Annotated in this window: 17 protein-coding genes and 2 tRNA genes; 9 read left to right on the plus strand and 10 right to left on the minus strand. The window is 58.7% G+C overall.

Annotation, left to right across the window (positions count from 1 at the left end):
* Window positions 1-43 precede the first annotated feature (43 nt).
* The 5 genes from JKL48_RS00070 to mutS form a co-directional block, all read right to left on the minus strand.
* Window positions 44-310 (minus strand): hypothetical protein, encoded by a 267-nt coding sequence (locus tag JKL48_RS00070; protein WP_201977162.1) that lies wholly within the window; start codon window positions 308-310, stop codon window positions 44-46.
* 172 nt (window positions 311-482) lie between these two features.
* Complete coding sequence (locus JKL48_RS00075) at window positions 483-884, minus strand: hypothetical protein (protein WP_201977163.1); 402 nt, start codon at window positions 882-884, stop codon at window positions 483-485.
* Between the two features lie 216 nt (window positions 885-1,100).
* A tRNA-Leu gene (locus JKL48_RS00080) sits at window positions 1,101-1,186 on the minus strand.
* Between the two features lie 87 nt (window positions 1,187-1,273).
* Window positions 1,274-1,349: transfer RNA gene (locus JKL48_RS00085), tRNA-Gly, on the minus strand.
* A 137-nt stretch (window positions 1,350-1,486) separates the two neighbouring features.
* Window positions 1,487-4,180, minus strand: coding sequence for a DNA mismatch repair protein MutS (gene mutS / locus JKL48_RS00090; protein WP_201977572.1), 2,694 nt, complete (start codon window positions 4,178-4,180; stop codon window positions 1,487-1,489).
* Between the two features lie 227 nt (window positions 4,181-4,407).
* Here mutS and JKL48_RS00095 point away from each other — a divergent pair, with 227 nt between their 5' ends.
* The 3 genes from JKL48_RS00095 to JKL48_RS00105 all read left to right on the plus strand — a co-directional run bounded on the left by JKL48_RS00095 (window position 4,408) and on the right by JKL48_RS00105 (window position 8,579).
* Window positions 4,408-4,941 carry an RNA methyltransferase gene (locus JKL48_RS00095; RefSeq protein ID WP_201977164.1) on the plus strand — a complete coding sequence of 178 codons (534 nt, stop codon included), beginning with the start codon at window positions 4,408-4,410 and terminating at the stop codon, window positions 4,939-4,941.
* 263 nt (window positions 4,942-5,204) lie between these two features.
* Window positions 5,205-8,048, plus strand: coding sequence for a M36 family metallopeptidase (locus JKL48_RS00100; RefSeq protein ID WP_201977165.1), 2,844 nt, complete (start codon window positions 5,205-5,207; stop codon window positions 8,046-8,048).
* Window positions 8,049-8,168: 120 nt separating this feature from the next.
* On the plus strand, window positions 8,169-8,579 hold the full coding sequence (locus JKL48_RS00105; protein WP_201977166.1) for a hypothetical protein: 411 nt from the start codon (window positions 8,169-8,171) through the stop codon (window positions 8,577-8,579).
* Window positions 8,580-8,653: 74 nt separating this feature from the next.
* Here the strand turns inward: JKL48_RS00105 and JKL48_RS00110 are convergent, their stop codons facing one another.
* Window positions 8,654-9,424: a TerC family protein gene (locus tag JKL48_RS00110; protein WP_317191859.1), complete on the minus strand. Its 771-nt coding sequence runs from the start codon at window positions 9,422-9,424 to the stop codon at window positions 8,654-8,656.
* Between the two features lie 114 nt (window positions 9,425-9,538).
* Window positions 9,539-10,030, minus strand: a complete 492-nt coding sequence (locus tag JKL48_RS00115; protein WP_201977168.1) for a YajQ family cyclic di-GMP-binding protein — start codon at window positions 10,028-10,030, stop codon at window positions 9,539-9,541.
* Between the two features lie 110 nt (window positions 10,031-10,140).
* Between JKL48_RS00115 and JKL48_RS00120 the strand changes: the two genes are divergently transcribed.
* Entirely contained in the window at window positions 10,141-10,599 is a 459-nt protein-coding gene (locus JKL48_RS00120; RefSeq protein WP_201977169.1) for a GNAT family N-acetyltransferase, read from the plus strand.
* 44 nt (window positions 10,600-10,643) lie between these two features.
* Window positions 10,644-11,135, plus strand: a complete 492-nt coding sequence (locus JKL48_RS00125; protein ID WP_201977170.1) for a PaaI family thioesterase — start codon at window positions 10,644-10,646, stop codon at window positions 11,133-11,135.
* A 79-nt stretch (window positions 11,136-11,214) separates the two neighbouring features.
* On the opposite strand, the gene JKL48_RS00130 is transcribed toward JKL48_RS00125, so the two are convergent.
* Together JKL48_RS00130 and JKL48_RS00135 are read right to left on the minus strand one after the other, a co-directional pair.
* Window positions 11,215-12,213 carry an NYN domain-containing protein gene (locus JKL48_RS00130; protein WP_317191860.1) on the minus strand — a complete coding sequence of 333 codons (999 nt, stop codon included), beginning with the start codon at window positions 12,211-12,213 and terminating at the stop codon, window positions 11,215-11,217.
* A gap of 526 nt (window positions 12,214-12,739) precedes the next feature.
* Window positions 12,740-13,480 (minus strand): metal-dependent hydrolase, encoded by a 741-nt coding sequence (locus tag JKL48_RS00135; protein WP_201977172.1) that lies wholly within the window; start codon window positions 13,478-13,480, stop codon window positions 12,740-12,742.
* 253 nt (window positions 13,481-13,733) lie between these two features.
* On the opposite strand from JKL48_RS00135, the gene mfd reads away from it, so the two are divergent.
* The 3 genes from mfd (at window position 13,734) to JKL48_RS00150 (ending at window position 18,462) form a co-directional block, all read left to right on the plus strand.
* On the plus strand, window positions 13,734-17,153 hold the full coding sequence (mfd, locus tag JKL48_RS00140; RefSeq protein WP_201977173.1) for a transcription-repair coupling factor: 3,420 nt from the start codon (window positions 13,734-13,736) through the stop codon (window positions 17,151-17,153).
* A gap of 167 nt (window positions 17,154-17,320) precedes the next feature.
* Complete coding sequence (locus JKL48_RS00145; protein WP_201977174.1) at window positions 17,321-18,007, plus strand: DUF6624 domain-containing protein; 687 nt, start codon at window positions 17,321-17,323, stop codon at window positions 18,005-18,007.
* A 5-nt stretch (window positions 18,008-18,012) separates the two neighbouring features.
* On the plus strand, window positions 18,013-18,462 hold the full coding sequence (locus JKL48_RS00150; RefSeq protein WP_201977175.1) for a GNAT family N-acetyltransferase: 450 nt from the start codon (window positions 18,013-18,015) through the stop codon (window positions 18,460-18,462).
* Between the two features lie 144 nt (window positions 18,463-18,606).
* Here JKL48_RS00150 and JKL48_RS00155 read toward each other — a convergent pair whose 3' ends face one another.
* Window positions 18,607-19,308: a DsbA family oxidoreductase gene (locus JKL48_RS00155; RefSeq protein ID WP_201977177.1), complete on the minus strand. Its 702-nt coding sequence runs from the start codon at window positions 19,306-19,308 to the stop codon at window positions 18,607-18,609.
* A 335-nt stretch (window positions 19,309-19,643) separates the two neighbouring features.
* Between JKL48_RS00155 and JKL48_RS00160 the strand changes: the two genes are divergently transcribed.
* Window positions 19,644-20,636: an aldo/keto reductase gene (locus JKL48_RS00160; protein WP_201977178.1), complete on the plus strand. Its 993-nt coding sequence runs from the start codon at window positions 19,644-19,646 to the stop codon at window positions 20,634-20,636.
* Window positions 20,637-20,798 lie beyond the last annotated feature (162 nt).

Below are 20,798 nucleotides of genomic sequence, written 5' to 3' on the forward strand. Positions count from 1 at the left end.
ACATGAATACCATCGGGGTTTAAAAGCAAGCGGAAACGGGCTGCTAATTCAGCCATACCCGCTCGAAGATTTGAAAGCGGTGCGGAGCAAAAGCGTTGAAATACGGCGCCTCTCCCAAGAAGCCAAGCACGTGCACCAGGTCGGAACCTTCGGCCTTTCCTTCCGTCACCCGCACCGGATACACCTGGCCCTTCACGGGCCAGTCGCCGACGTGCTTGGGCGGACGGTTGCTGTCGTCTACACAAACAGCGTAGTCAATAAAGGGAGCGGTGGTAGTGGCTTCGGCCAGCGTGTGATTGGCTACTTCCATGTTGATAAGCGGGATGATTGGCCCCTATACATAGGCATAGCGGCTATGGTTCCAGTAATAATCTGCGTTAAATAAGGCACGGCAAACGCTTATTCTACGCCGTTCACATCATGCGGACAGGCAAGGCGGGAATTTTCATCCATCCATTTGTTCATTTCGCCATTAACAGCCTCTAGTCAACCGGCACATTCTTGAAAGCAACTTTCACCGTAGGGCCCCCAAGTTCAACGGGCCCAGTGTAAGTGCCGCTCACCAGCCGTGGCGTGGCGCTTTCCACTTGCAACGTGCCCGTTGCCACATCGGCGTGATTCACGTAGCTAACCCCGTATTGTGTGTCGACGTAGGAAACTGTAATGAAGGGGGCCAATGTAACCGGCCCAACAGCCGGAAAGTCGTTGCCTGCAAAAGGGTAGTTGATTTCCAGTTTCCGGCCGTTGGAAAGGTATACGCCTATAAATGTGGCTTTGGTGGTGATGCTCGTGGTGGGAGTAGGCGATAAATACAGCCCCACGAATAGGGACTTAAAACCCGTCACCTCCTGTGGAATGCCTTTGGAATCGGAAAAGGTCACCACTGCACTGGGAGCACTTGGCTGGGGTTCCTGCTTTTTGCTGCAAGCAGTCGAAAATAGGAGCGCAGTAAACACCATCGACAATACTCTCATGGTCTAAAGTTAAGCCAAGACCAGTACAATCATTCAAATTGATGGGACAGCAAAGACAATCACTTGCGCCCTATTGTGCCCCCGAAATCAATAAAACCCCCTCTACCATATCGTAAAGGGGGTTTTTGGTACCGGAGACGGGACTCGAACCCGTAAGCCCGTGAAGGCAAGGGATTTTAAGTCCCTCGTGTATACCATTCCACCACTCCGGCGCGGCTGGCATCGGCCAAAATTAACCAAAATTTTTCCGGGTTTGCTTTCAAACAAAAAACGCTGCCCGAAGACAGCGTTTTAATTCTTGGAGCGGGAGACGAGGTTCGAACTCGCGACCTCGACCTTGGCAAGGTCGCGCTCTACCAACTGAGCTACTCTCGCAGGAGGTTCAGTACTGCGGCGAATTCCGTAGCGCTGAATGGTTCGACAAAGGTAAGGCCTTTTTTTAGCGACGCAAGGGGCAAAAGTGGAATTTCTTCCTACCGATGCCTTTTTGCTTCATTTTCAGGCTGAAAAAATTATCCTTTCCCTAACGTCAGCTTCAACTCGTTCAGCTTCATCAGCGCTTCGATGGGCGTGAGCGTGTTCACATCGAGGTGCTGGAGCAGCTCGCGGATGCGCTCCAGGGCCGGGTCGGACGGCTCGAAGATGCTAAGCTGAGCACGCGGCGCAGTAGCCACGGCCGTGGTAGCGCGGGGCCTGGGCTGGGCCGGCTCCCGGGGCGGCGGCACGGCCATGCCTGCACGACTGCCGCCACCGTTGGGCTCAATGCCGGCCAGCACATCATCGAACTCCGTTGGCACACCGTCCTCGGCCCCGGCACTGGTGCGCTCCACTTCGAGGTGGTGCATGATTTCGTTGGCACGCAGCACTACGCTGGCGGGCATGCCCGCCAGCCGCGCCACGTGGATACCAAAGCTATGCTCGGACCCGCCGGGCTGGAGCTTGCGCAGGAATAGGATGCGCCCGTCGGCTTCCTTCACGGCCACGTTGTAGTTGCGCACCCGGGCGCAGTCGTCGGCCAGTTGGTTGAGCTCGTGGTAGTGGGTGGCGAAGAGGGTTTTGGCCTTGGCGCGGGGGTTGTTGTGCAGGTGCTCCACAATGGCCCAGGCAATGCTGATGCCGTCGTAGGTGCTGGTGCCGCGCCCGATTTCGTCCATCAACACCAGGCTTCTGTCCGAAAGGTTATTCAGAATAGAAGCGGTTTCGGTCATTTCCACCATGAAGGTGCTTTCGCCCTTGCTCAGGTTGTCGGAAGCACCCACGCGGGTGAAAATTTTGTCGATGATGCCCACGGTGGCCGCATTAGCGGGCACGAAGGAACCGATTTGGGCCAGCAGCACGATGAGGGCCGTCTGGCGCAGCAGGGCCGATTTACCAGCCATGTTGGGGCCGGTTATCACCACAATCTGCTGCTCGTCCTGGTCGAGGCAGATGTCGTTCGGGATGTAGCTTTCGCCGGGCGGCAGCTGGCGTTCGATGACGGGGTGGCGGCCGGCTTTAATGTCGAGTAGGGTGCCATCGTTCACCACGGGCTGCACGTAGCGCTGTTGCCGCGCCGTGAGGGCGAAGCTGGCCAGGCAGTCCATCACGCCAATAGCACGGGCGTTTTGCTGAATCTGGGGCACAAAATCGAGCGCGGCCAGCACCAGGTCGTTGTAGATGCGCTGCTCAATCACGAAGAGCTTTTCCTCAGCGTTGAGGATTTTTTCCTCGTAGGTTTTCAGCTCCTCGGTCACGTAGCGCTCGGCATTCACCAGCGTCTGCTTGCGAATCCACTCGGCGGGCACCTTGTCCTTGTGGGCATTGGTAACTTCGAGGTAGTAGCCAAACACCTTGTTGTAGGCCACTTTCAGCGACGAGATGCCGGTATTGCGCTGCTCCCGCATCTGGAGCTGCAACAGGAAATCCTTGCCCGAAAAGGCCAGGGCGCGCAGCTCGTCCAGTTCGGCATCGACGCCGCTATTCAGCACGCCGCCCTGGTTGGTGAGGATGGGCGCGTCGGGCTTGATTTTAGCGAAGATTTCCTGGCGTAGAGTAGCGCAGGGATTCAGTTGTTCAGCCAGTTTTACCAGAGCGCGCACGCCGGAAGCGGCCAGTCGCTCGCGCATGGGGGCCACGGCTTCGAGGGCGCGGGCCAGCTGGAGTAGCTCGCGCGGGTTCACGCGGCGCACGGCGACTTTGGAAATCAAGCGCTCCAAGTCGTTGATTTGGCGCAGGTGCTGGGTGAGGTCGCCGAGCAACTCCTCGTCGGCCACCAGCGCGGCCACGGTGTCGAGGCGGCGCTGAATCTGGCTTACTTCTTTCAGGGGCAGCACTATCCACTTGCGCAGCAGGCGGGCGCCCATGGGGGTTAGGGTCTGGTCGAGCACGTCGATGAGGGGCACGCCGCCCGGGTGCTGGGCCTGCACCAGCTCCAGGTTGCGCACCGTGAAACGGTCGAGCCACACGTACTTGTCTTCCTCCAGGCGGCCGAGGCTGGCGATGTGCTGGATGTCGGTGTGCTTGGTTTCGGCGAGGTAGTGCAGGATGCAGCCGGCTGCGATAACTCCTTCTTTCAGGTTATCGACGCCAAATCCTTTGAGCGAGGTGGTGCGGAAGTGGCGCGTGAGGGTGTCATGGGCGTAGTCGGCCCCGAAAACCCAGTCATCGAGTGCGTAAGTGCAATAGTCGGGGCCAAAGTTTTGCTCAAACTCAGAGCGGCTTTTCTTGCAGAACAGCACCTCGGCGGGGCTGAAATTCTGCATCAGCTTGCCTAGGTAATCGAGCGTGCCCTGCGCGGCAAGAAACTCGCCGGTGCTGATATCAAGAAAGGAAATACCGGCTTCGGATTTGCCGAAATGAATGGCGCAGAGGTAGTTATTCGAGCGGCGTTCGAGCACGTTGTCGTGCATGCTCACGCCGGGCGTCACCAGCTCGGTGATGCCGCGCTTCACCAGGCCCTTGGCTTCCTTGGGGTTTTCGAGCTGGTCGCAGATGGCCACGCGCTGGCCGGCGCGCACCAGCTTGGGCAGGTAGTTGTCGAGCGAGTGGTGCGGGAAGCCGGCCAGGGCCACTTCGCTGCTGCTGCCGGCGCCGCGCTTGGTGAGCGTGATGTCGAGAATGCGGGCGGCCGTGACGGCATCTTCGCCAAACGTCTCATAAAAATCGCCGACCCGGAACAGGAGCACCGCGCCCGGATGCTGCTGCTTGAGCTGGTAATACTGCTTCATCAGCGGCGTTTCACTCACGGCCGGGATGGGCACGGTGAAGTGGTCGGGGCCGACGGATTTGATGACGAATTCTTTTTTGGGTGCAGGCAAGGCAAAAAGGGTAGGAACGCGCCACGGCGCGTTCAATCGTTGGAATAATCAGAACAACCGGATTTTACTGGCTGGCGATGGCATCGTGTAAACGCCGAACGCGCCGTGGCGCGTTCCTACGGGAATATCTTTGCCCGATGCGAAAACTCACAATGGCCGAGCTGAACCGGGCCTCGGTCGATGACTTCAAAAGTACGCCCAAAAGCCCCGTGGTTTTGGTGCTCGACAACGTGCGCAGCATGCACAACGTGGGCGCCATTTTCCGCACGGCGGACGCGTTTGCCTTGGGAAAAATCTACCTCTGCGGCTACACGCCGCGCCCGCCGCACCGCGAAATCACCAAAACAGCGCTGGGCAGCGAAGAATCCATGGCTTGGGAATACGCCGCCGAAACCGTGACGGCCGTGGCCGCCCTCAAAGCCGCCGGCTACCAGGTGGCCGCCGTCGAGCAAACCACTGGCAGTGTCCCGTTGCCGCAGTTCCAACCAGAAACCGGGCGGCCGCTGGCCTTAGTGCTGGGCAACGAAGTGTTTGGGGTGGAAGACGCCGTGCTGGCGCTGTGCGATGTTGCCGTCGAAATTCCGCAGTTCGGCACCAAGCACTCCTTGAATGTGGGGGTGGCGGCCGGCGTGGTACTCTGGGATGCGCTGACGAAGCTAAACATCGTTTAACATGCTATAAATCAGCCATAAACTGTTAATAAATCATTTCCTTTAGTAAGTACGTGTTATCGGGCTTATAACCTCATCTGTACAGCAAAAGAGGTCATTGGTCTTGGTTTTTGGAAAAACGGCCGACGATTACGCCTAAACCGTGGGTAGAAACGGAAAGAATATAGTAAATTTGACGGAACGACTAGTTTATTCCAATTGTATAACCCTCAACGTTTTTCCTTCACCCCTCCCTCATCTCTCTCCTCACTTTTTCTTTTTTTATGGCATTTCCCTTTACTAAAACCCGTGGCGGGTTGCTTTTAGCCCTGGCTTTCGCGGCACCTGGCATGGCGATGGCCCAGTCGGTGGCCCCCTCGGCGCAGGCGCTTGATTATTTTAAGACCCAGGCCCTGCAGCAGGGCCTGCACGATGGCGACGTGACCAGTCCGTCCATCACGAGCTCCTATTTTGATGCGAGCAGCAACCTGACGCACTCCTACCTCCGGCAACGGGTAAACGGACTCGACGTGTTTGGCGCCGTGGCCGACCTGCACACCGACCTGTCGGGCAAGCCGGTGCTGATGCACCAGAACTTTATGGTTGATGCAGCGAAAGGGGCGCCTTCTGCTACGCCCTCGCTCACCGCTGCACAAGCCGTGAGCGCGGCGGCCGTGGGCCTCAAGCTGCCCCACCCCGTGGGCCTGACCTTGGTGCGCGAAGCCCGCCCAGCCGATGGCTTGCTCTTCAACAACGGTGGTATTTCGGAGTACGACATCCCGGTGCGTCTGATGTACGTGCCCGTGCAGGGCCAATTGAAGCTGGTATGGGAAGTAACCATTGCCCAGCTCGACCAGCAGCACCATTGGCAGGCACTCGTTGATGCCAATAACGGGCAGTTGGTCAGCAAGCTTGACTACGTAGTTAGCGAGGAAATCTCCTTTCAGCAGCTGACCGCCAAGGCGCTGGGCACGAACGTGGCTACAACGGGCACCTCTGCGCCCCAGACTGCCAACCGCGGCACCCTGGGCGCTGCCAACAGCATGACGGTCTTGCCCGTGCCCATTGAAGCCCCTACTTTTGGCAACCGGGTGTCGGTACCATTCAGCCGGGCCAACGCGACGTATTCGCCCTACGGCTGGCACGTTTCGGACCCGCGGGCGACCGTTAGCGGTACCAGCATTTTTTCCAGTTCCTACACTCGGCTTGGAGCTGGCGTGTATCTCACCCGTGGTAACAACGTGGCTGCTTACGACGACAGCCAGAGCACCACGAGCGGCAATGGCAATATCCTGTCGAATACCAACTCGCCCGACGGTACTGCCACGCTTGACTTCGATTTCCCTTTCAACCAGCTCAGCGGACCGAAAGTAAGCGAGCCTGCCGCCATCACTAACTTGTACTACTGGAACAACATGCTCCACGATGTGATGGCGAGCAAGGGTTTTGACGAGGCTTCCGGCAACTTCCAGTACAAAAACGCAACCACCCAGGGCGCGGGCGGCGACTACGTTCGTGCGGAAGCACAAGATGGGAGCGGCCGCAACAATGCCAACTTCTCGACGCCTGCGGATGGCACATCAGGCCGCATGCAGATGTACTTGTGGGACAACCCCGTACGTCCTACTTTCACTATTTCGGCGCCATCGGCTTTGGCCGGCGCTATCTCGGTTGGCACGGCCGTGTTTGGCCACCAGCTGGCTGCATATCCACAGGGCATCTGCGGCAACGTGGTGCTGGTGAACGACGGCGTGTCGAGCGACGGCGGCCTGCACGGTTGCGTGTCGCCCTACATCAACGCCCGGGCCGTGAACGGCAACATCGCGCTGATTATGCGCGGCGGCTGCGCCCAGTTGCCCAGCGGTGTTCGCACCACCAGCTCCTTCGCCGGCAAGGTGCTGCGCGCCCAGCAGAATGGCGCCATTATGGCCATCATCATTGACTCGGTGGCTACGAACAACGTACTGTCGAACATGACAGGCGGCGCTGACACGGTTGGTATCCGCATTCCCTCCATCTTCATGACCGGCGTAGACGGCGCCCGCATCCGGCAGGCCCTGCTGGCAGGCACCACCGTAACGGGCTGCACCGCTGCCGCCCAGGATTATGATGGGGCCATGGATAACACCATTGTTTCGCACGAATTCGGCCACGGCATCAGCAATCGCCTCACCGGCGGCCCGGCCAACTCGAACTGCGTTATCCAATCGGACGGAACCAACACTTATCAGTGCATGGGTGAGGGTTGGAGCGACTTCTTTGGCCTGTGGATGACGACCCGTACCGGCGATGTGGGCCGCACGCCCCGTGGCGTTGGCTCTTATGTAATTGGCGAGCCGAGCACCGGCGCCGGCATTCGCTACAAGATGTATAGCGACGACATGACCATCAACAACTACACGTATGCCGTCATCGGTACCGGTAACTACCGCGAAACCCACGCCATCGGTGAAGTATGGACCACGGTGCTGTGGGATTTGAATTGGCAGTTCATCTACCGCTACGGCTACAACCCTGACTTCCTCGCCCAGACCGGCGGCAACAACCAGTTCCTGAAATTGGTCTTGCAAGGCTGCAAGCTGCAGGTTTGCAACCCCGGCTTCCTTGACGGCCGCAACGCCATTCTGCGCGCCGACTCGCTGCTCAACGGCGGGGCCAATTCGGCGCTTATCTGGACGGTATTTGCCCGCCGTGGCATGGGCTATAGCGCCAACCAGGGCCCCCGCGTCACGTCTACGGTTTACCCCGGCATCACCTTGCCCGGCCTGAGTGGCATTGTGGCGGCCTACGACATGCCGGGCGGCACGCGCCCTGTGGTATTGCTCAACCCAGCCGTGACGCCGCTGAGCTCGCAGAGTGCCAACGTTATCAAGGGCAGTTTGGTCGATGCTTACCCCAACCCGGCTCAGAACCAGCTCACCATTCAGTCGCAGCTGGCCAGCAAAACCGCCGTGCAGGTGAGCCTCGTCAACATCGTGGGGCAGGTAGTGGCTACCACTACTTCTTCGGCGGGGGAAGTGCAGCGTGGCATCACGCTCAACACCGCCGACCTGGCATCGGGCCTGTACATCGTGCGTGTGAGCACCAGCGAAGGCACCTACACCACCAAGGTGCAAGTGAAGCACTAATGGCGAATCAGCTTCGGCTGCCAGCGCCCAAAGGGGGCCCGACAATCGTCGGGCCCCCTTTTTTGTTGTGGCTACGAGCGCCGGTTCGCGGTGTCTGTACTCTTTGGTTTCTCAATCCCTATGCCTTCTTCGCCCTTCATCCGCCCCGATACTGACTTACTGGCCCTGCGCCCCAGCGTAGCCGCAGAACCCGCTGAGCCGGCCACCGTGGCAGGGTTTCTGCACACCACCCTGCGCCCGGCCCTCAAACTGCAAAACGACCTGTTGCTAGCCGTGGTGCGCGACTTTGTGCTGGACCACCACATTCCTCTGGCTAAAGCTGCCCCGGCCGACCAAACGCGACTCCTGACGGAACTGCTCGCCCGCAATACCAAGCTGCGCTACACCCTAATCGGCTTAATCACCGGAGTCTTCACCTTGGCCGAATATGCCTTCTACCAGCAACACCGCTCCGAGCTGAACCGCCGCTTGTGGGAGCTGGCACAACGCCGCATCCTGGACCAAGCTGCGGCCATTGTGGCAGCGGCTTAAGCGTTTTAGCCCACAAAAAAGGCTCCTGGCAATGCCAGGAGCCTTTTTTGTGGATGCCGCGAGGGAAGGGATGGCTAGTCGTACTGCGAATCGCGCAGGTGCACGGGCTTGTTTTTTTTGCGCAGGCGCAGATTCAGCAGCTCTACTATCAGGGAGAAGGCCATGGCAAAGTAGAGGTAGCCTTTTTCTACTTCCTTGTGCGCGGCTTCCATCACCAGCATGAAGCCTATCATGATGAGAAACGACAACGCCAGCATCTTGATGGTGGGGTTGTTGTTGACAAAGTTGGCCACCGCCCCGCTGAAAGTGAGCATGATGCCCATGGCACAAATCACGGCGGCAATCATCACCAGCACATTATCCACCAGCCCCACGGCCGTCAGAATGGAGTCGAAGCTAAAGACGATGTCGATGACCACAATCTGCAGAATCACGCTCATCATGGACGCATTGCCTTTCCCAATGCCTTCCTCTTCTTCCTCGCCCTGGAGCTTGGTGTGAATTTCGGTGGTGCTCTTGTACATCAGAAACAAGCCGCCGGCCAGCAGGATGAGGTCGCGGCCGGTTACGCCAAAAGGCTGGTCCAGCCACGGAAAATCGGGCAGGTTAAACAGCGGAGCGCGCAGGCTGACAATCCAGGAAATGCTCAGCAGCAGCCCAATCCGAAATACCAGCGCCAGCAGCAGCCCAATGGTGCGCCCGCGGGCCTGCGATTCCTTGGCCAGACGGTTGACGACAATGGAGATGAAGATGATGTTGTCAATCCCCAGCACGATTTCCATGAACGTGAGGGTCAGTAGGCTTATCCAGGTAGCCGCATGGGCAAAGGCCGAAAAATCGTACACTAGTCTTTAATGAAGAATGAGGAATGAGGAATGAGGAATTGTAGCTGATGAATCGGGCGCGGCAACTTTTCATTACTCACTCCTCATTCTTCATTCCTCATTGAGCTGCAGGCGTTAGCTTTTCATGTTCACAAATTGCAGCGGCAGGCCGATATCGGCCTTACGCAGCACGGCAATGGCGGCCTGCAGGTCGTCAATTTTCTTGGACGTAACGCGCACCTGGTCGTCCTGCATCTGGGCTTCTACCTTCACTTTGGAATCCTTGATGGCCTTGATGATTTTGCGCCCAAACTCTTTGTCTACCCCGGCGCGCACCTTGATGGTTTTCTTGATGAGCTGGCCGCTGGGCTGCTCATCGGCGGTGAAGTCGAGGCTGGTACCGTCGATGCCCTGCTTCACCACCCGGCCCAGCAGAATGTCTTCTAACGCCTTGATGCGCATGGAATTTTCGGAGGACAGCAGGATGGTGTTTTCTTTTTTATTGAGTTCGATGCCGCCCTTGGTGTCGCGCAGGTCGTAGCGGGTCTGAAGTTCTTTTTGGGCCGTGTTCACCGCATTTTCCAGGGTTTGCGGGTCAACTTTGCTCACAATGTCGAAGGATGCCATAACAGGGTGGGTTGTAATTTTGAAGAGAATCTGGCCGCAGCCGGGCCGTAAAGGTAACAACCCGAACCGGCCAGAGTTGCGCCCTTGCGCACACCCCCTTGCTTATGCCCATGCCCGTTGCCATTCGTCCGCCCCACACCCCGGCCGAGTGGGCCGCCTACTATCAATTGCGCTACGACGTGTTGCGCCGGCCCTGGCAGCAGCCCCCCGGTTCGGAGCGCGTGCCTGCTGACGACGAGGCAACCACCATTCACGCCCTGGTCCTGGCCACCAGGGAGGGAGAGAACCCGGTGGCCCTGGCCGTGGGCATGTTGCAGCCCACCGGAGCGCACCAGGGCCAGGTGCGCTTCATGGCCGTGGCCCCAACGGCGACGGGCACCGGGCTGGGCCGCCAGCTTATGGCGTATTTGGAGGCCCAGGCGCTGGCGGCTGGCCTCACCGAAATGGTGCTGCATTCGCGGGAAACGGCCGTCGGCTTCTACCAGCGGCTGGGCTACGCGGTGGTGGCTCCCTCGCACACACTATTCGGCGTGATTCCGCATTTTCTCATGCGCAAGCAACTCAATTAATCGTTGCCCCAGCGCGCTTTTTCCATCCTTTCCATTTCGTGCCCATGCCCGACCATCCCACCCAAGGTCCTGCCCACTTAGCCGCCATGGTGGCCGCTTACAACCAGATGAACCACTACGGCCGAGCCAACGGCATGGCCCTTAGCGTGCCCACGCCCGGACAGGCGGAATACCGCATGGCCGTGCGCGACGAACACCTCTCCTCCCCCAACACCTGCCACGGCGGAGTGCTGGCGGGCCTGATGGACGCCGCCCTCGGCGCCGCAGCCCTTTCGCTGGCATTCACCACCCAGGAATTTGTCTCAACCGTTGAGTTCAAGATGAACTACCTGCACGCCGTGCACCTACACGACGCACTGGTAGCCAAAGGCACCGTGGACCACGCCGGCAACTCCCTGGTGGTGAGCAGCTGCGTCATCTACCGGGTGGCCGAGGGCAAGGCCGATGTGGCTGTGGCCCGTGGCCTGGGCACCTTCAACCGCTACCCCGCTTCCAAGCGCGACTTTGCGAAGCTGGTGCTGCAAGAAAAGAGTTAGCCGGTAAGATGAAGCGTAAAAAGGCCCGTCTGGATTACCAGACGGGCCTTTTTACGCTTCATCTTACCGGCTAACTAATCTACAGCTCGGCGGTGACGTGCACGTTCACGGGCTCGTACTCATCCTCACCGTCGGTGAGTTGTGGGGCGGGCACTTTGCGCACGTTGCGGGCACAGTCCTCGTCGCGGTGGTTGCGGCCCACGGTAAATTCTACCCAGTCGCCTTCGCGCAGGTCGTTGAAGTCGCCCTCGGTCAGGTCGGCGTAGCTGAAGAACAGATTGTTCGGGGGCATGACCACGAAGCCAAAGCCGTTTTTCAGGTTTTTGATGGTGCTCATGCCGAGCGTGCCCACGGGGCCGGCGGCGGTGGGGCCGGTGGGCCGGGCCAGTTTGGGCGCGGCAGCGGTGCTGGGCGCGAAAGCAGCCGGCTCCGACTGGTTCACGAACATGGCTTCGACCACTTCGTCCTGCTGCTGCAGGCCCCGGTCAATTACCTCGTGCATGGCTACTGGGTAGGTTACCTGCTCCAGCAGTTGCTGCGAGGCCCGTGTGACGCGGGTTTCACCTTTGAAATCCTCGTACTTGAAATCCCAGTTCAGCAGCATCACGCGGGTGCCCACGGTGTTGAGCTTGCGGATGAGCGGCACGTAGTCGCTGTCGCCGGCGATGAGCACGACCACGTCGAGGGTTTTGTGCAGGGCCAGTTCCAGGGCTTCCAGGCTCAGCCACACGTCGATGCCTTTTTCCTGCAGGCGGCCATCGCGGGTTTTGAGGGCCATGTAGTGCGTTTGCACGCCCAGGTTCATCAAAATATCGTCGAGCAGGCGGTCGTGGAACAACCGGTCTTTGTCGCGGGCTTCGGTAGCCGAAAGACGGCCGCGGAAAAAGTGGGCATCCGTAATCTGTGCCAGCCGCACGTCAACATCCTCTTCTTCGGCTACTTGGTGGCGAATATATTCGTGTAATCCTTCCAGACTAATCCGGGCCTTGCGCTCGTGTTGGAAATAATAATAGTCACTGATTTTTAAAAAATAGTTGCCGTCATAAAAGACACCAACCCGAATTAAAGGGCTGTTCATCTGGTTCATGGTAATGGTGTTAAGTAAGTTAAAAAAGGTTTAGGTGGGATGAAGAGTACGGATGGGTAGAAATGCCAAAAGCCGAAGGCACAATGCGCCTGGGCGAAGGAATGGCAGTCTGGACAAAGCTATGGTGAGCGGTATCCCCTAGCTAATTGAGGACCGGTTCCGCGTAGAATCTAAATTAATTGGCTAATGGATTGCCGGGCGGCAAGAAAAATTGAAAACGCAGAATAATAACACGAATCAATACAGTACGGCCCTAATCACCGGCATATCTGCTGCGAAGCTAATGTTCTGTTTCGACTTATGCAACTAAGACGCTGCAGGCTAGTTGGCTGTTGCAGTGCCTAGCCGCCACAATGCCCCCTCTATATGGAGATGCCAAGCCGGTTACAGCCGTTTCGAAGTCAGTGTACGTGCGGTCAGTAGCGCGAACGTTGTCGTTCGCGTGCCAGAACGAGCTGGCGGCGCGGGGACGCGAACGACAAAGTTCGCGCTACGGTACACCAACCCCGGCACCTCTCTAAAATCCCATTCGGCCTACTACCAAACCCAGCACCAGCAGCGCGTAGCCAATGCAAATCCCGACCTCTAGCATGTTGCCGGAGGCCGAGCCAGTGCTGATGAGCGGGATTTTAAAGGAGTAGTCCGAAACGGGCAAAAACCACCGTACGCCCGCTTTGGTGAGGGTATCGGCCACGAGATGAGAGGCGTAGCCCCCGCCCGCAAACAGCGCCACGCCGTGCCAGCCGAGGTGCTGGTCGGCCAAGTGGCCAATGTAAGTCCAGAGCGCAGTAGCCCAGATGGTGTGCGTCCAGGAACGGTGCGCGGTGAAGGGCGCCAGCGCCACAAACGTTCCCAGCAAACTCAGCCACAATTGTTCGGTGTAGAGGCCGGCCACCACCGTGCCCAAGCCCGTGAACAGCAGCGCCAGCCGCCGGGCCGAGCCGCCCTGCATGCCCACCCCAATGAGCCCAAACGCCAGCGCCACCGTGTAGTAGAGCCGCTGCTCGGAGCCCGGCCCCAATTGCAGGTAGGCATAGGCCGCAATGGCCAGCGCACCGGCGGCAAAGGCCCAGCGCACGTAGTTCTGCGTAAAGCCGAGGCGCTTGCTCAGGCGGCTTTCGGGGTGGTCGAGGTCGGGGGCGAGGCTGGAGAAGCCGGCCAGGGCAATGCCGGGCACCGAAAACGGCAGGCCCGGCACCAGCCCGGCAATGGCTACGCCGGTGATGAGGCCGATGGCCAAATGAGAAGAGCCGCGCATAGAAGAACCGAAATGGATACGTAGGAACGCGCCACAGCGCGTTCAGCGGGAAGTGCAGTGACAGAATCGGCTGCAAGTTGGCGCCGCTTGGCGTAATTCAACGATTGAACGCGCCATGGCGCGTTCTTACGACCTAGTGGCTCACCGGCAACAAAAGAAACCTTAGCCCCCGCTCCAGTGTATTTACCCCGCTGCCCGACCGGATTTTCATCTGGCCGGGCTAGTTCATTTGCCCCCTCTAGCCTGATTCCTTGTGCAAGTAGCTGACTTTCTTCGCCTCTATCGTCTATCGCCCGAGCTGCAAGTGCTGGCCGCCCGCCTGCGCGGCGCCGCCAAGCCCGACCCCAGCAGCGTGCGGCTGCACCTGCGCGGCCTTGTGGGCAGCCAGGATGCCGTGGTGGCCGCCGCCGTGGCCCACGGCCAACACCCGCATGTGTTCATCATGCACGACAAGGACGAGGCGGCCTATTTCCTGGCCGACCTGCAGCATTTGCTGCCCGAGGGCCCCGAGCCGCTGCTGTTTCCCAGCTCCTACAAGCGGCCGTACCAGTTCGATGAAACAGAAAACGCCAACGTGCTGATGCGCGCCGAGGCCCTGAACCGCATCAACACCACGCGGGCGGCCAGCACCGGCAACAGCGTGTTTATTGTGACGTACCCGGAGGCGCTAACGGAGAAGGTCATTAACCGGCAGAGCTTGGTAAAAAACACCTTCAACGCGAAGGTGGGCGACAAGCTGGACGTGAATTTCCTGGGGGAAATGCTGGGCGAATACGATTTTGAGAAAACCGATTTTGTGTACGAAGCGGGCCAATACGCGGTGCGCGGCGGCATTGTCGACGTATTCAGCTATGCGAATGAATTGCCGTTTCGCCTCGAATTATTCGGCGATGAAATTGAAAGTATTCGCACGTTTAATCCGGAGACGCAATTGTCGGTGGAGGCGCGCACGAGCATCAGCATTATCCCGAACGTGCAGACCAAGATGCTGACCGAAACGCGGGAGGCTTTCTTCGATTTTTTGCCCCGCACGGCCTGTATTTGGGTGAAAGACGTGCGCCAGACGCTGGACGTGGTGAGCGAGTTATTTGAGAAAGCCGAGGCGAATTTTCAGCAGATGCTGAGCGAAGCCGGCGGCATGCAAATAGTGAGCAAGCCCGCCGATTTATTTGAATCGGGCAAGAATTTCAAGAAACTGCTCGATGAATTTGCCGTGGTAGAATTCGGCAAGCGGTTTCATTTCAAAAACGCCGACACGTTCCAGTTTACCGCCAAGCCGCAGCCGAGTTTTAACAAGGAATTCGAGCGGATGGTGAAAAATATCAAGGAAAATCAGCAGCGCAATTTCACCACCATTATTACCGCCGATACCGTGCGCCAGGCCGACCGCCTGCGGACCATATTCGACGAATTAGACAACAACGTGCAATTCCAGCACTTGCTGATGGCGCTACGCGAAGGCTATGTGGATGAACAACTTGAGCTAGCGGTTTACACCGACCACCAATTATTTGAACGCTATTACCGGGCCCAGGAAACGCGCAAATTTTCAAAGAAAAAAGCGCTGACTTTGCGCGAATTGAAAACGCTGCAGCCCGGCGATTACGTGACGCACCAGGATTACGGCATTGCCCGTTTTGCGGGGCTGACGCAGGTGGAAATCAACGGGCAAATTCAGGAAGCCATTCGGCTCGTTTATCGCGACGATGATTTGCTGACGGTAAGCATTCACTCGCTGCACAAGATTGCCAAGTACAGCGGCGCCGAGGGCTCGCCGCCCACGATGAGCAAGTTGGGCTCGCCGGAATGGGAGAACAAGAAGAAGTCGGTGAAGAAGAAGGTAAAGGACATTGCGGCCGACCTGATTCGCTTGTATGCCAAGCGCAAGACTGCGCCCGGCTTCGCCTTCTCGCCCGACGGCTTCATGCAGGCCGAGCTGGAATCAAGCTTCATTTACGAGGACACGCCTGACCAGGCCAAGGCCACCGAGGACGTGAAAAACGATATGCAACAGCCCCACCCCATGGACCGGCTGGTGTGCGGCGACGTGGGTTTTGGCAAAACGGAAGTGGCCATTCGGGCCGCCTTCAAGGCGGTGGCCGATGGCAAGCAGGCCGCGGTGCTGGTGCCCACCACCATCCTGGCGATGCAGCACTACAAAACCTTCCGCGACCGGCTGGCCACGCTGCCCGTGACGGTGGAATACATCAACCGCTTTAAGTCGACCAAGCAGATTAAGGAGACGCTGCAGCGCGTGGCGGAAGGCAAAACCGATATCCTGATTGGCACGCATCGCCTTACCAATAAGGACATTAAATTTAAGGACCTGGGCATCCTGATTATTGACGAGGAGCAGAAATTCGGCGTCAAGACCAAGGACAAGCTTAAGGAGTTGAAGGTGAACGTGGACACGCTCACGCTCTCGGCCACGCCGATTCCGCGCACGCTGCACTTCTCGCTAATGGGCGCCCGCGATTTGAGCGTGATTGCCACGCCGCCGCCCAACCGCCAGCCCGTGACCACCGAGCTGCACGTGTATGACGAGTTGCTGATTCGCGACGCCGTATCGCGCGAGCTGAAGCGCGGCGGGCAGGTGTTTTTCGTGCACAACCGCGTGAAGGACATTGAAGAAATGGCGGCCACCATTTTGCGGCTGGTACCGGATGCCAAAATCACCTTCGCCCACGGGCAGATGGACGGCGAGATGCTGGAAAAGCGCATGATGAAATTCGTGGAGGGCGAATACGATGTGTTGGTGAGCACCAACATCATCGAAAGCGGCCTCGACATTCCCAATGCCAACACCATCATCATCAATCGCGCCCACCTGGCCGGCCTCTCCGACCTGCACCAGATGCGCGGCCGCGTGGGCCGCTCCAACCGCAAGGCCTACTGCTACTTGCTCACGCCGCCGGTAGCCCAACTGCCAGCCGATGCGCGCAAGCGCCTGAGCACGCTGGAAGAGTTTTCGGACCTTGGGGCGGGCTTCAACGTGGCCATGCGCGACCTGGATATTCGCGGCGCGGGCAACTTGCTCGGTGGCGAACAGTCGGGATTTATCAATGATTTGGGCTACGAAACCTACCACCAGATTCTGGACGAGGCGGTGCAGGAATTGAAGGAAACCGAATTCCGCGACCTGTTTCTGGGCGATGCCAACTCGCAGCAACGCCTGCAAGCGGCAGCCGGCGCCGGCCGCGTGCAGGAGTGCAACGTGGAGACGGACCAGCAGGTGCTCATTCCCGAAAAGTACGTGAGCAACGTGTCGGAGCGCCTGCAGCTCTACGCCAAGCTCGACCGGGCCCAGAAGCCGGAAGAACTGCGCAAGCTGCTGGCCAGCATGGTCGACCGATTTGGGCCCATGCCGCCGGAGGTGGAGCAGCTGGCCGACATCGTGCGGCTGCGCTGGCAGGCCTGCAAGGTGGGCTTCCACAAAATCACGCTCAAGCGCGACACGCTGAAAGGCTACCTGCCCGCCGACGACGACCACAAGGCTTACTTCCAGGGCGAGCAGTTCGGCACCATCCTCAACTACGTGCAGACGCACCCGCGCACGGCCAAGCTGAAGGAGCACAAGGCGCAGCTGATTGTGACGTTTGAGGAAGTACGGTCTATTCAGCAAGCCAAGCGCGTGCTGAGCGAGCTGGGCAGCGAAGAAGCCGTGACGGCGTAGCAGCGCATATTTGCGGCTCGTCGTTGGAGAATGGCTAACCGTCGTGTTTGAACGTCATGCAGAGCGCAGCGAAGCATCTTTACCGCAGTCGTAAATAATTGCATTGAGCGGTAAAGATGCTTCGCTGCGCTCTGCATAACGTTCGATACTACCTGACTGCCTTTGCTATGAAACTTCTGCTTCTTCTGCTCCTCGCGTTATTGCCGCAGCTGGCCGCTGCTCAAACCACGCTCAACCCGCGCCTCAAGCACGAGCTGGACAGCCTTTACGCCGTGGACCAGCGCTGGCGCAGCATGCTGTTTGACCGCCGCATCAGCCGCCGGGCCGACTCGCTGGCCACGGCACTGGGCGTGCCCAAAGACAAGCTCCAGTCCTACGTCATTGGCCAAATGATGAAAACCGATTCGGCCAATTTGGTGCGTGTGCGGGCCATTGTGAAGCAGTACGGCTACCCTGGCAAAACCTTGGTGGGCGAGCCCACGAACGAGGCCGTGTGGAACGTTATCCAACACTCCGACGCCATTAAGCAGTACCTGCCCATCATCAAAAAAGCCGCCAGCCGCGGCGAATTGCCCTTTCGGCTTTATGCCCAGATGCTGGACCGCCAGCTCATGCGCGACGGCAAGCCGCAGCTCTACGGCACACAGGGCATGAGCTACAGCAGCACCAACCGCGCCACCGGCCGCCGCGAAGGCCAGCCGCCGTTCATTTGGCCCATCAAAGACCCGGCGGGCGTGAACGAGCGCCGGCGCCAGGCCGGTTTCACCACCACCGTGGAACAGAATGCCGCCGCTCTGGGCATTCCATACCGCGTGGTGACGCTGCCCGAAGTTGCTAAAATGCCCAAAGACTAACCCCCATGACCATCCGCTGGCACTGCATCGCCTTTGAATCGTTTCCGCCCCTCATCCTCTACGACGTGTTGCGCCTCCGTTCCGAGGTGTTTGTGGTAGAGCAAAACTGCGTTTTCCAGGACATCGACCGCCAGGACCTCGACGCCTACCACCTGCTGGGCTACAACGAGGCCGGCGAGCTGGCCGCCTATGCCCGGCTGTTTGATGCGGGCAAGAGCTACGAGGAAGCCAGCATTGGCCGCGTCATTGTGGCGCGCCCTTACCGCAGCTTCGGCCTGGGCCGGGAGCTGATGCGCCAGGCGTTGCTGCATTCCGATGCTTTGTTTGGCCCACAACCCAACAAAATCGGCGCTCAGCAGCATTTAGAAGCATTTTACAACAGCTTCGGCTACGAGCAATGCGGCCCCATGTACTTGGAAGATGGCATCCCGCACATCCCCATGCGGAGGGCCTGAACAGCTTTGCAAAGCGCACAAAAAGAACGTCCTGCTGAGCGCAGTCGAAGCATCTCTACCGCAATAAGTAATTATTTACTCTTGCGGTAGAGACGCTTCGACTGCGCTCAGCAGGACGTTCAAATGGTTGGCAGAAACGCTAGCTTAATCGCAGCCTTCCGGACCGCAGGCGGGGCCATCGGCTAGTGAAACCAGCGCGGGCGTGGCGGGCTTAAATTCCTCGTACACCTTCTCCAGCACTTCGGCAAACAGCTCGCTGGGCTGGGCGCCGGACACGGCGTACTTGTCTTCGAATACGAAGAAGGGCACGCCGCGCACGTTGATTTGCTGGGCGTGGTACTCATCGAGGCGCACGGCTTCGGCATAGGTGCCGGCCGTGAGGGCTTCGCGGGTTTCTGTGGCGTCGAGGCCTACTTCGGTGCCCAGCTTCACCAAGGTGTCGAGGTCGCCGATGTTCTGGCCTTCGGTATAATAAGCGGCAAACAGGCGCTCCTTGGTGGCATCCTGCTTGCCGTGGTGGGCACCGAGGTGGATGAGCTGGTGGGCCAGGAAGGTGTTGGCCGGAATGGCTTTATCGAACTGATAATTGAGGCCCACTTCTTGGGCAGCGTTGGCCATGTAGTCGTTCATGCGGCGGCCTTCAGCAGCCGAAACGCCTTTTTTCTTGGCCAACGACTCGTGAATATTCTCGCCGGGAATGGGCTGGAAGTCGGGCGTTAGCTCAAAGCTGTGCCACACCACTTCCACTTCGTCGCGGTGCGCAAAGTCTTTCAGGGCATTCTCGAATTTGCGCTTGCCGATGTAGCAAAATGGACAAACAACGTCGGACCAGATTTCAACTTTCATATCGTTGGGAATTTTGAGAGCAATGGAAGGAGCTACAAGAGCCTGATGGGGCGAAAAGTTTCGGAGGCAAATAAATAGAACGTCATGCTGAGCGCAGCCGAAGCATCTCTACTGCAGTAGTAAATTCATTCGGCTGATTTGCGTTGCGCGGGAGAGATGCTTCGGCTGCGCTCAGCATGACGGGCTATTGCCTCAGCATGACGGTCTACCGCTCAGCCGGACAGCCAACGTTTTTCCTCAAACGCTTGGCCTGCCACAACCTTAATTCTCAAACCTCGGTTAACAAGCCCGGCTCCAACGTGGGCCTATCCCATCAACTGACTACTACTCCTCAAATGGAATTTCAAGAATTAGACAACTCCGGCGTCAGCGTTTCGCGCATCACCTTCGGCAGCTGGGCGGCCGGCGGCTGGATGTGGGGCGGCACCGAACAGAACGACGCCGTGGGCGCCATCCGCGCCAGCTACGATTTGGGCGTGACCAGTATCGACACCGCACCGGTGTACGGCATGGGCTTCAGTGAGGAAATCGTAGGCGAAGCCATCAAAGGCTTGCCGCGCGACAAGGTGCAGATTCTGACCAAATTCGGCATGCGTTGGGACCTGGCCAAGGGCGATTTCGCCATGAAAACCAAGGACAACGACGGCCACGACCTCGACGTGTACAAGTACGCCGGCCGCGACAGCATCATCAAGGAGTGCGAAAACAGCCTGCGCCGCCTCGGCACCGACTACATCGACCTCTACCAGCAGCACTGGCCCGATGTGACCACGCCCATCGACGAGACGATGGAAGCCGTGGCCCGCCTCATTGAGCAGGGCAAAGTGCGCGCCGCCGGCGTGAGCAACTACTCGGTGGCCCAGATGCAGGAAGCCGAAAAGACCGTGAAGCTGGCCTCGAACCAAGTGCCTTACAGCATGGTGCGCCGCGACATTGAAAAGGACGTAGTGCCGTATTGCATCGAAAACCACAAGGCTATTCTGGTGTACAGCCCGCTGCAACTGGGCTTGCTCACCGGCAAGGTGAAGCCCGGGCAGGAGTTTGCCGAAGGCGACCTGCGCCGCGGCCACCGCCTCTTCACCCCCGAAAACGTGAAGCGCGTGAACGATGTGCTGAACAAAATTCGTCCGCTGGCCGAAACCAAAAACGCTTCCCTCGGCCAGCTCGTGCTGCGCTGGACCCTGGCGCAGCCCGGCATCTCGGTGGCACTGGTGGGGGCCCGCAACCCCGAGCAGGCCGTGCAAAATGCCCGCGCCATGGATTTTCAGCTCACGTTTGAGGAAATAGATTTCATCAACAAGCAATTGCGGGAGCTAGCCCCGGTGTAGAGACCATCTGTCATCCTGAGCTTGCGAAGGACCTTATCACGGCTGGGCTGATTGAATTACTGCAAGCTGTTCTTCGGTAATAATGTCCTTCGCTGCCCTCAGGATGACAGCCGGTTACTGAAGTTCCAACGGGCGCGGCTAGCTTTGGCCGCGCCTTTTTTG

The sequence above is a fragment of the Hymenobacter rubidus genome (genome assembly GCF_016734815.1).
GTDB classification, from domain to species: Bacteria; Bacteroidota; Bacteroidia; order Cytophagales; family Hymenobacteraceae; genus Hymenobacter; species Hymenobacter rubidus.

What these genes read in the sequence shown, in the direction of transcription:
- JKL48_RS00070 (WP_201977162.1), bottom strand. Translation starts at nt 310, where the DNA reads ATGGAAGTAGCCAATCACACGCTGGCCGAAGCCACTACCACCGCTCCC.
- mutS (WP_201977572.1), bottom strand. Translation starts at nt 4,180, where the DNA reads ATGAAGCAGTATTACCAGCTCAAGCAGCAGCATCCGGGCGCGGTGCTC.
- JKL48_RS00095 (WP_201977164.1), top strand. Translation starts at nt 4,408, where the DNA reads ATGCGAAAACTCACAATGGCCGAGCTGAACCGGGCCTCGGTCGATGAC.
- JKL48_RS00100 (WP_201977165.1), top strand. Translation starts at nt 5,205, where the DNA reads ATGGCATTTCCCTTTACTAAAACCCGTGGCGGGTTGCTTTTAGCCCTG.
- JKL48_RS00105 (WP_201977166.1), top strand. Translation starts at nt 8,169, where the DNA reads ATGCCTTCTTCGCCCTTCATCCGCCCCGATACTGACTTACTGGCCCTG.
- JKL48_RS00115 (WP_201977168.1), bottom strand. Translation starts at nt 10,030, where the DNA reads ATGGCATCCTTCGACATTGTGAGCAAAGTTGACCCGCAAACCCTGGAA.
- JKL48_RS00120 (WP_201977169.1), top strand. Translation starts at nt 10,141, where the DNA reads ATGCCCGTTGCCATTCGTCCGCCCCACACCCCGGCCGAGTGGGCCGCC.
- JKL48_RS00125 (WP_201977170.1), top strand. Translation starts at nt 10,644, where the DNA reads ATGCCCGACCATCCCACCCAAGGTCCTGCCCACTTAGCCGCCATGGTG.
- JKL48_RS00130 (WP_317191860.1), bottom strand. Translation starts at nt 12,213, where the DNA reads ATGAACAGCCCTTTAATTCGGGTTGGTGTCTTTTATGACGGCAACTAT.
- JKL48_RS00135 (WP_201977172.1), bottom strand. Translation starts at nt 13,480, where the DNA reads ATGCGCGGCTCTTCTCATTTGGCCATCGGCCTCATCACCGGCGTAGCC.
- JKL48_RS00145 (WP_201977174.1), top strand. Translation starts at nt 17,321, where the DNA reads ATGAAACTTCTGCTTCTTCTGCTCCTCGCGTTATTGCCGCAGCTGGCC.
- JKL48_RS00150 (WP_201977175.1), top strand. Translation starts at nt 18,013, where the DNA reads ATGACCATCCGCTGGCACTGCATCGCCTTTGAATCGTTTCCGCCCCTC.
- JKL48_RS00155 (WP_201977177.1), bottom strand. Translation starts at nt 19,308, where the DNA reads ATGAAAGTTGAAATCTGGTCCGACGTTGTTTGTCCATTTTGCTACATC.
- JKL48_RS00160 (WP_201977178.1), top strand. Translation starts at nt 19,644, where the DNA reads ATGGAATTTCAAGAATTAGACAACTCCGGCGTCAGCGTTTCGCGCATC.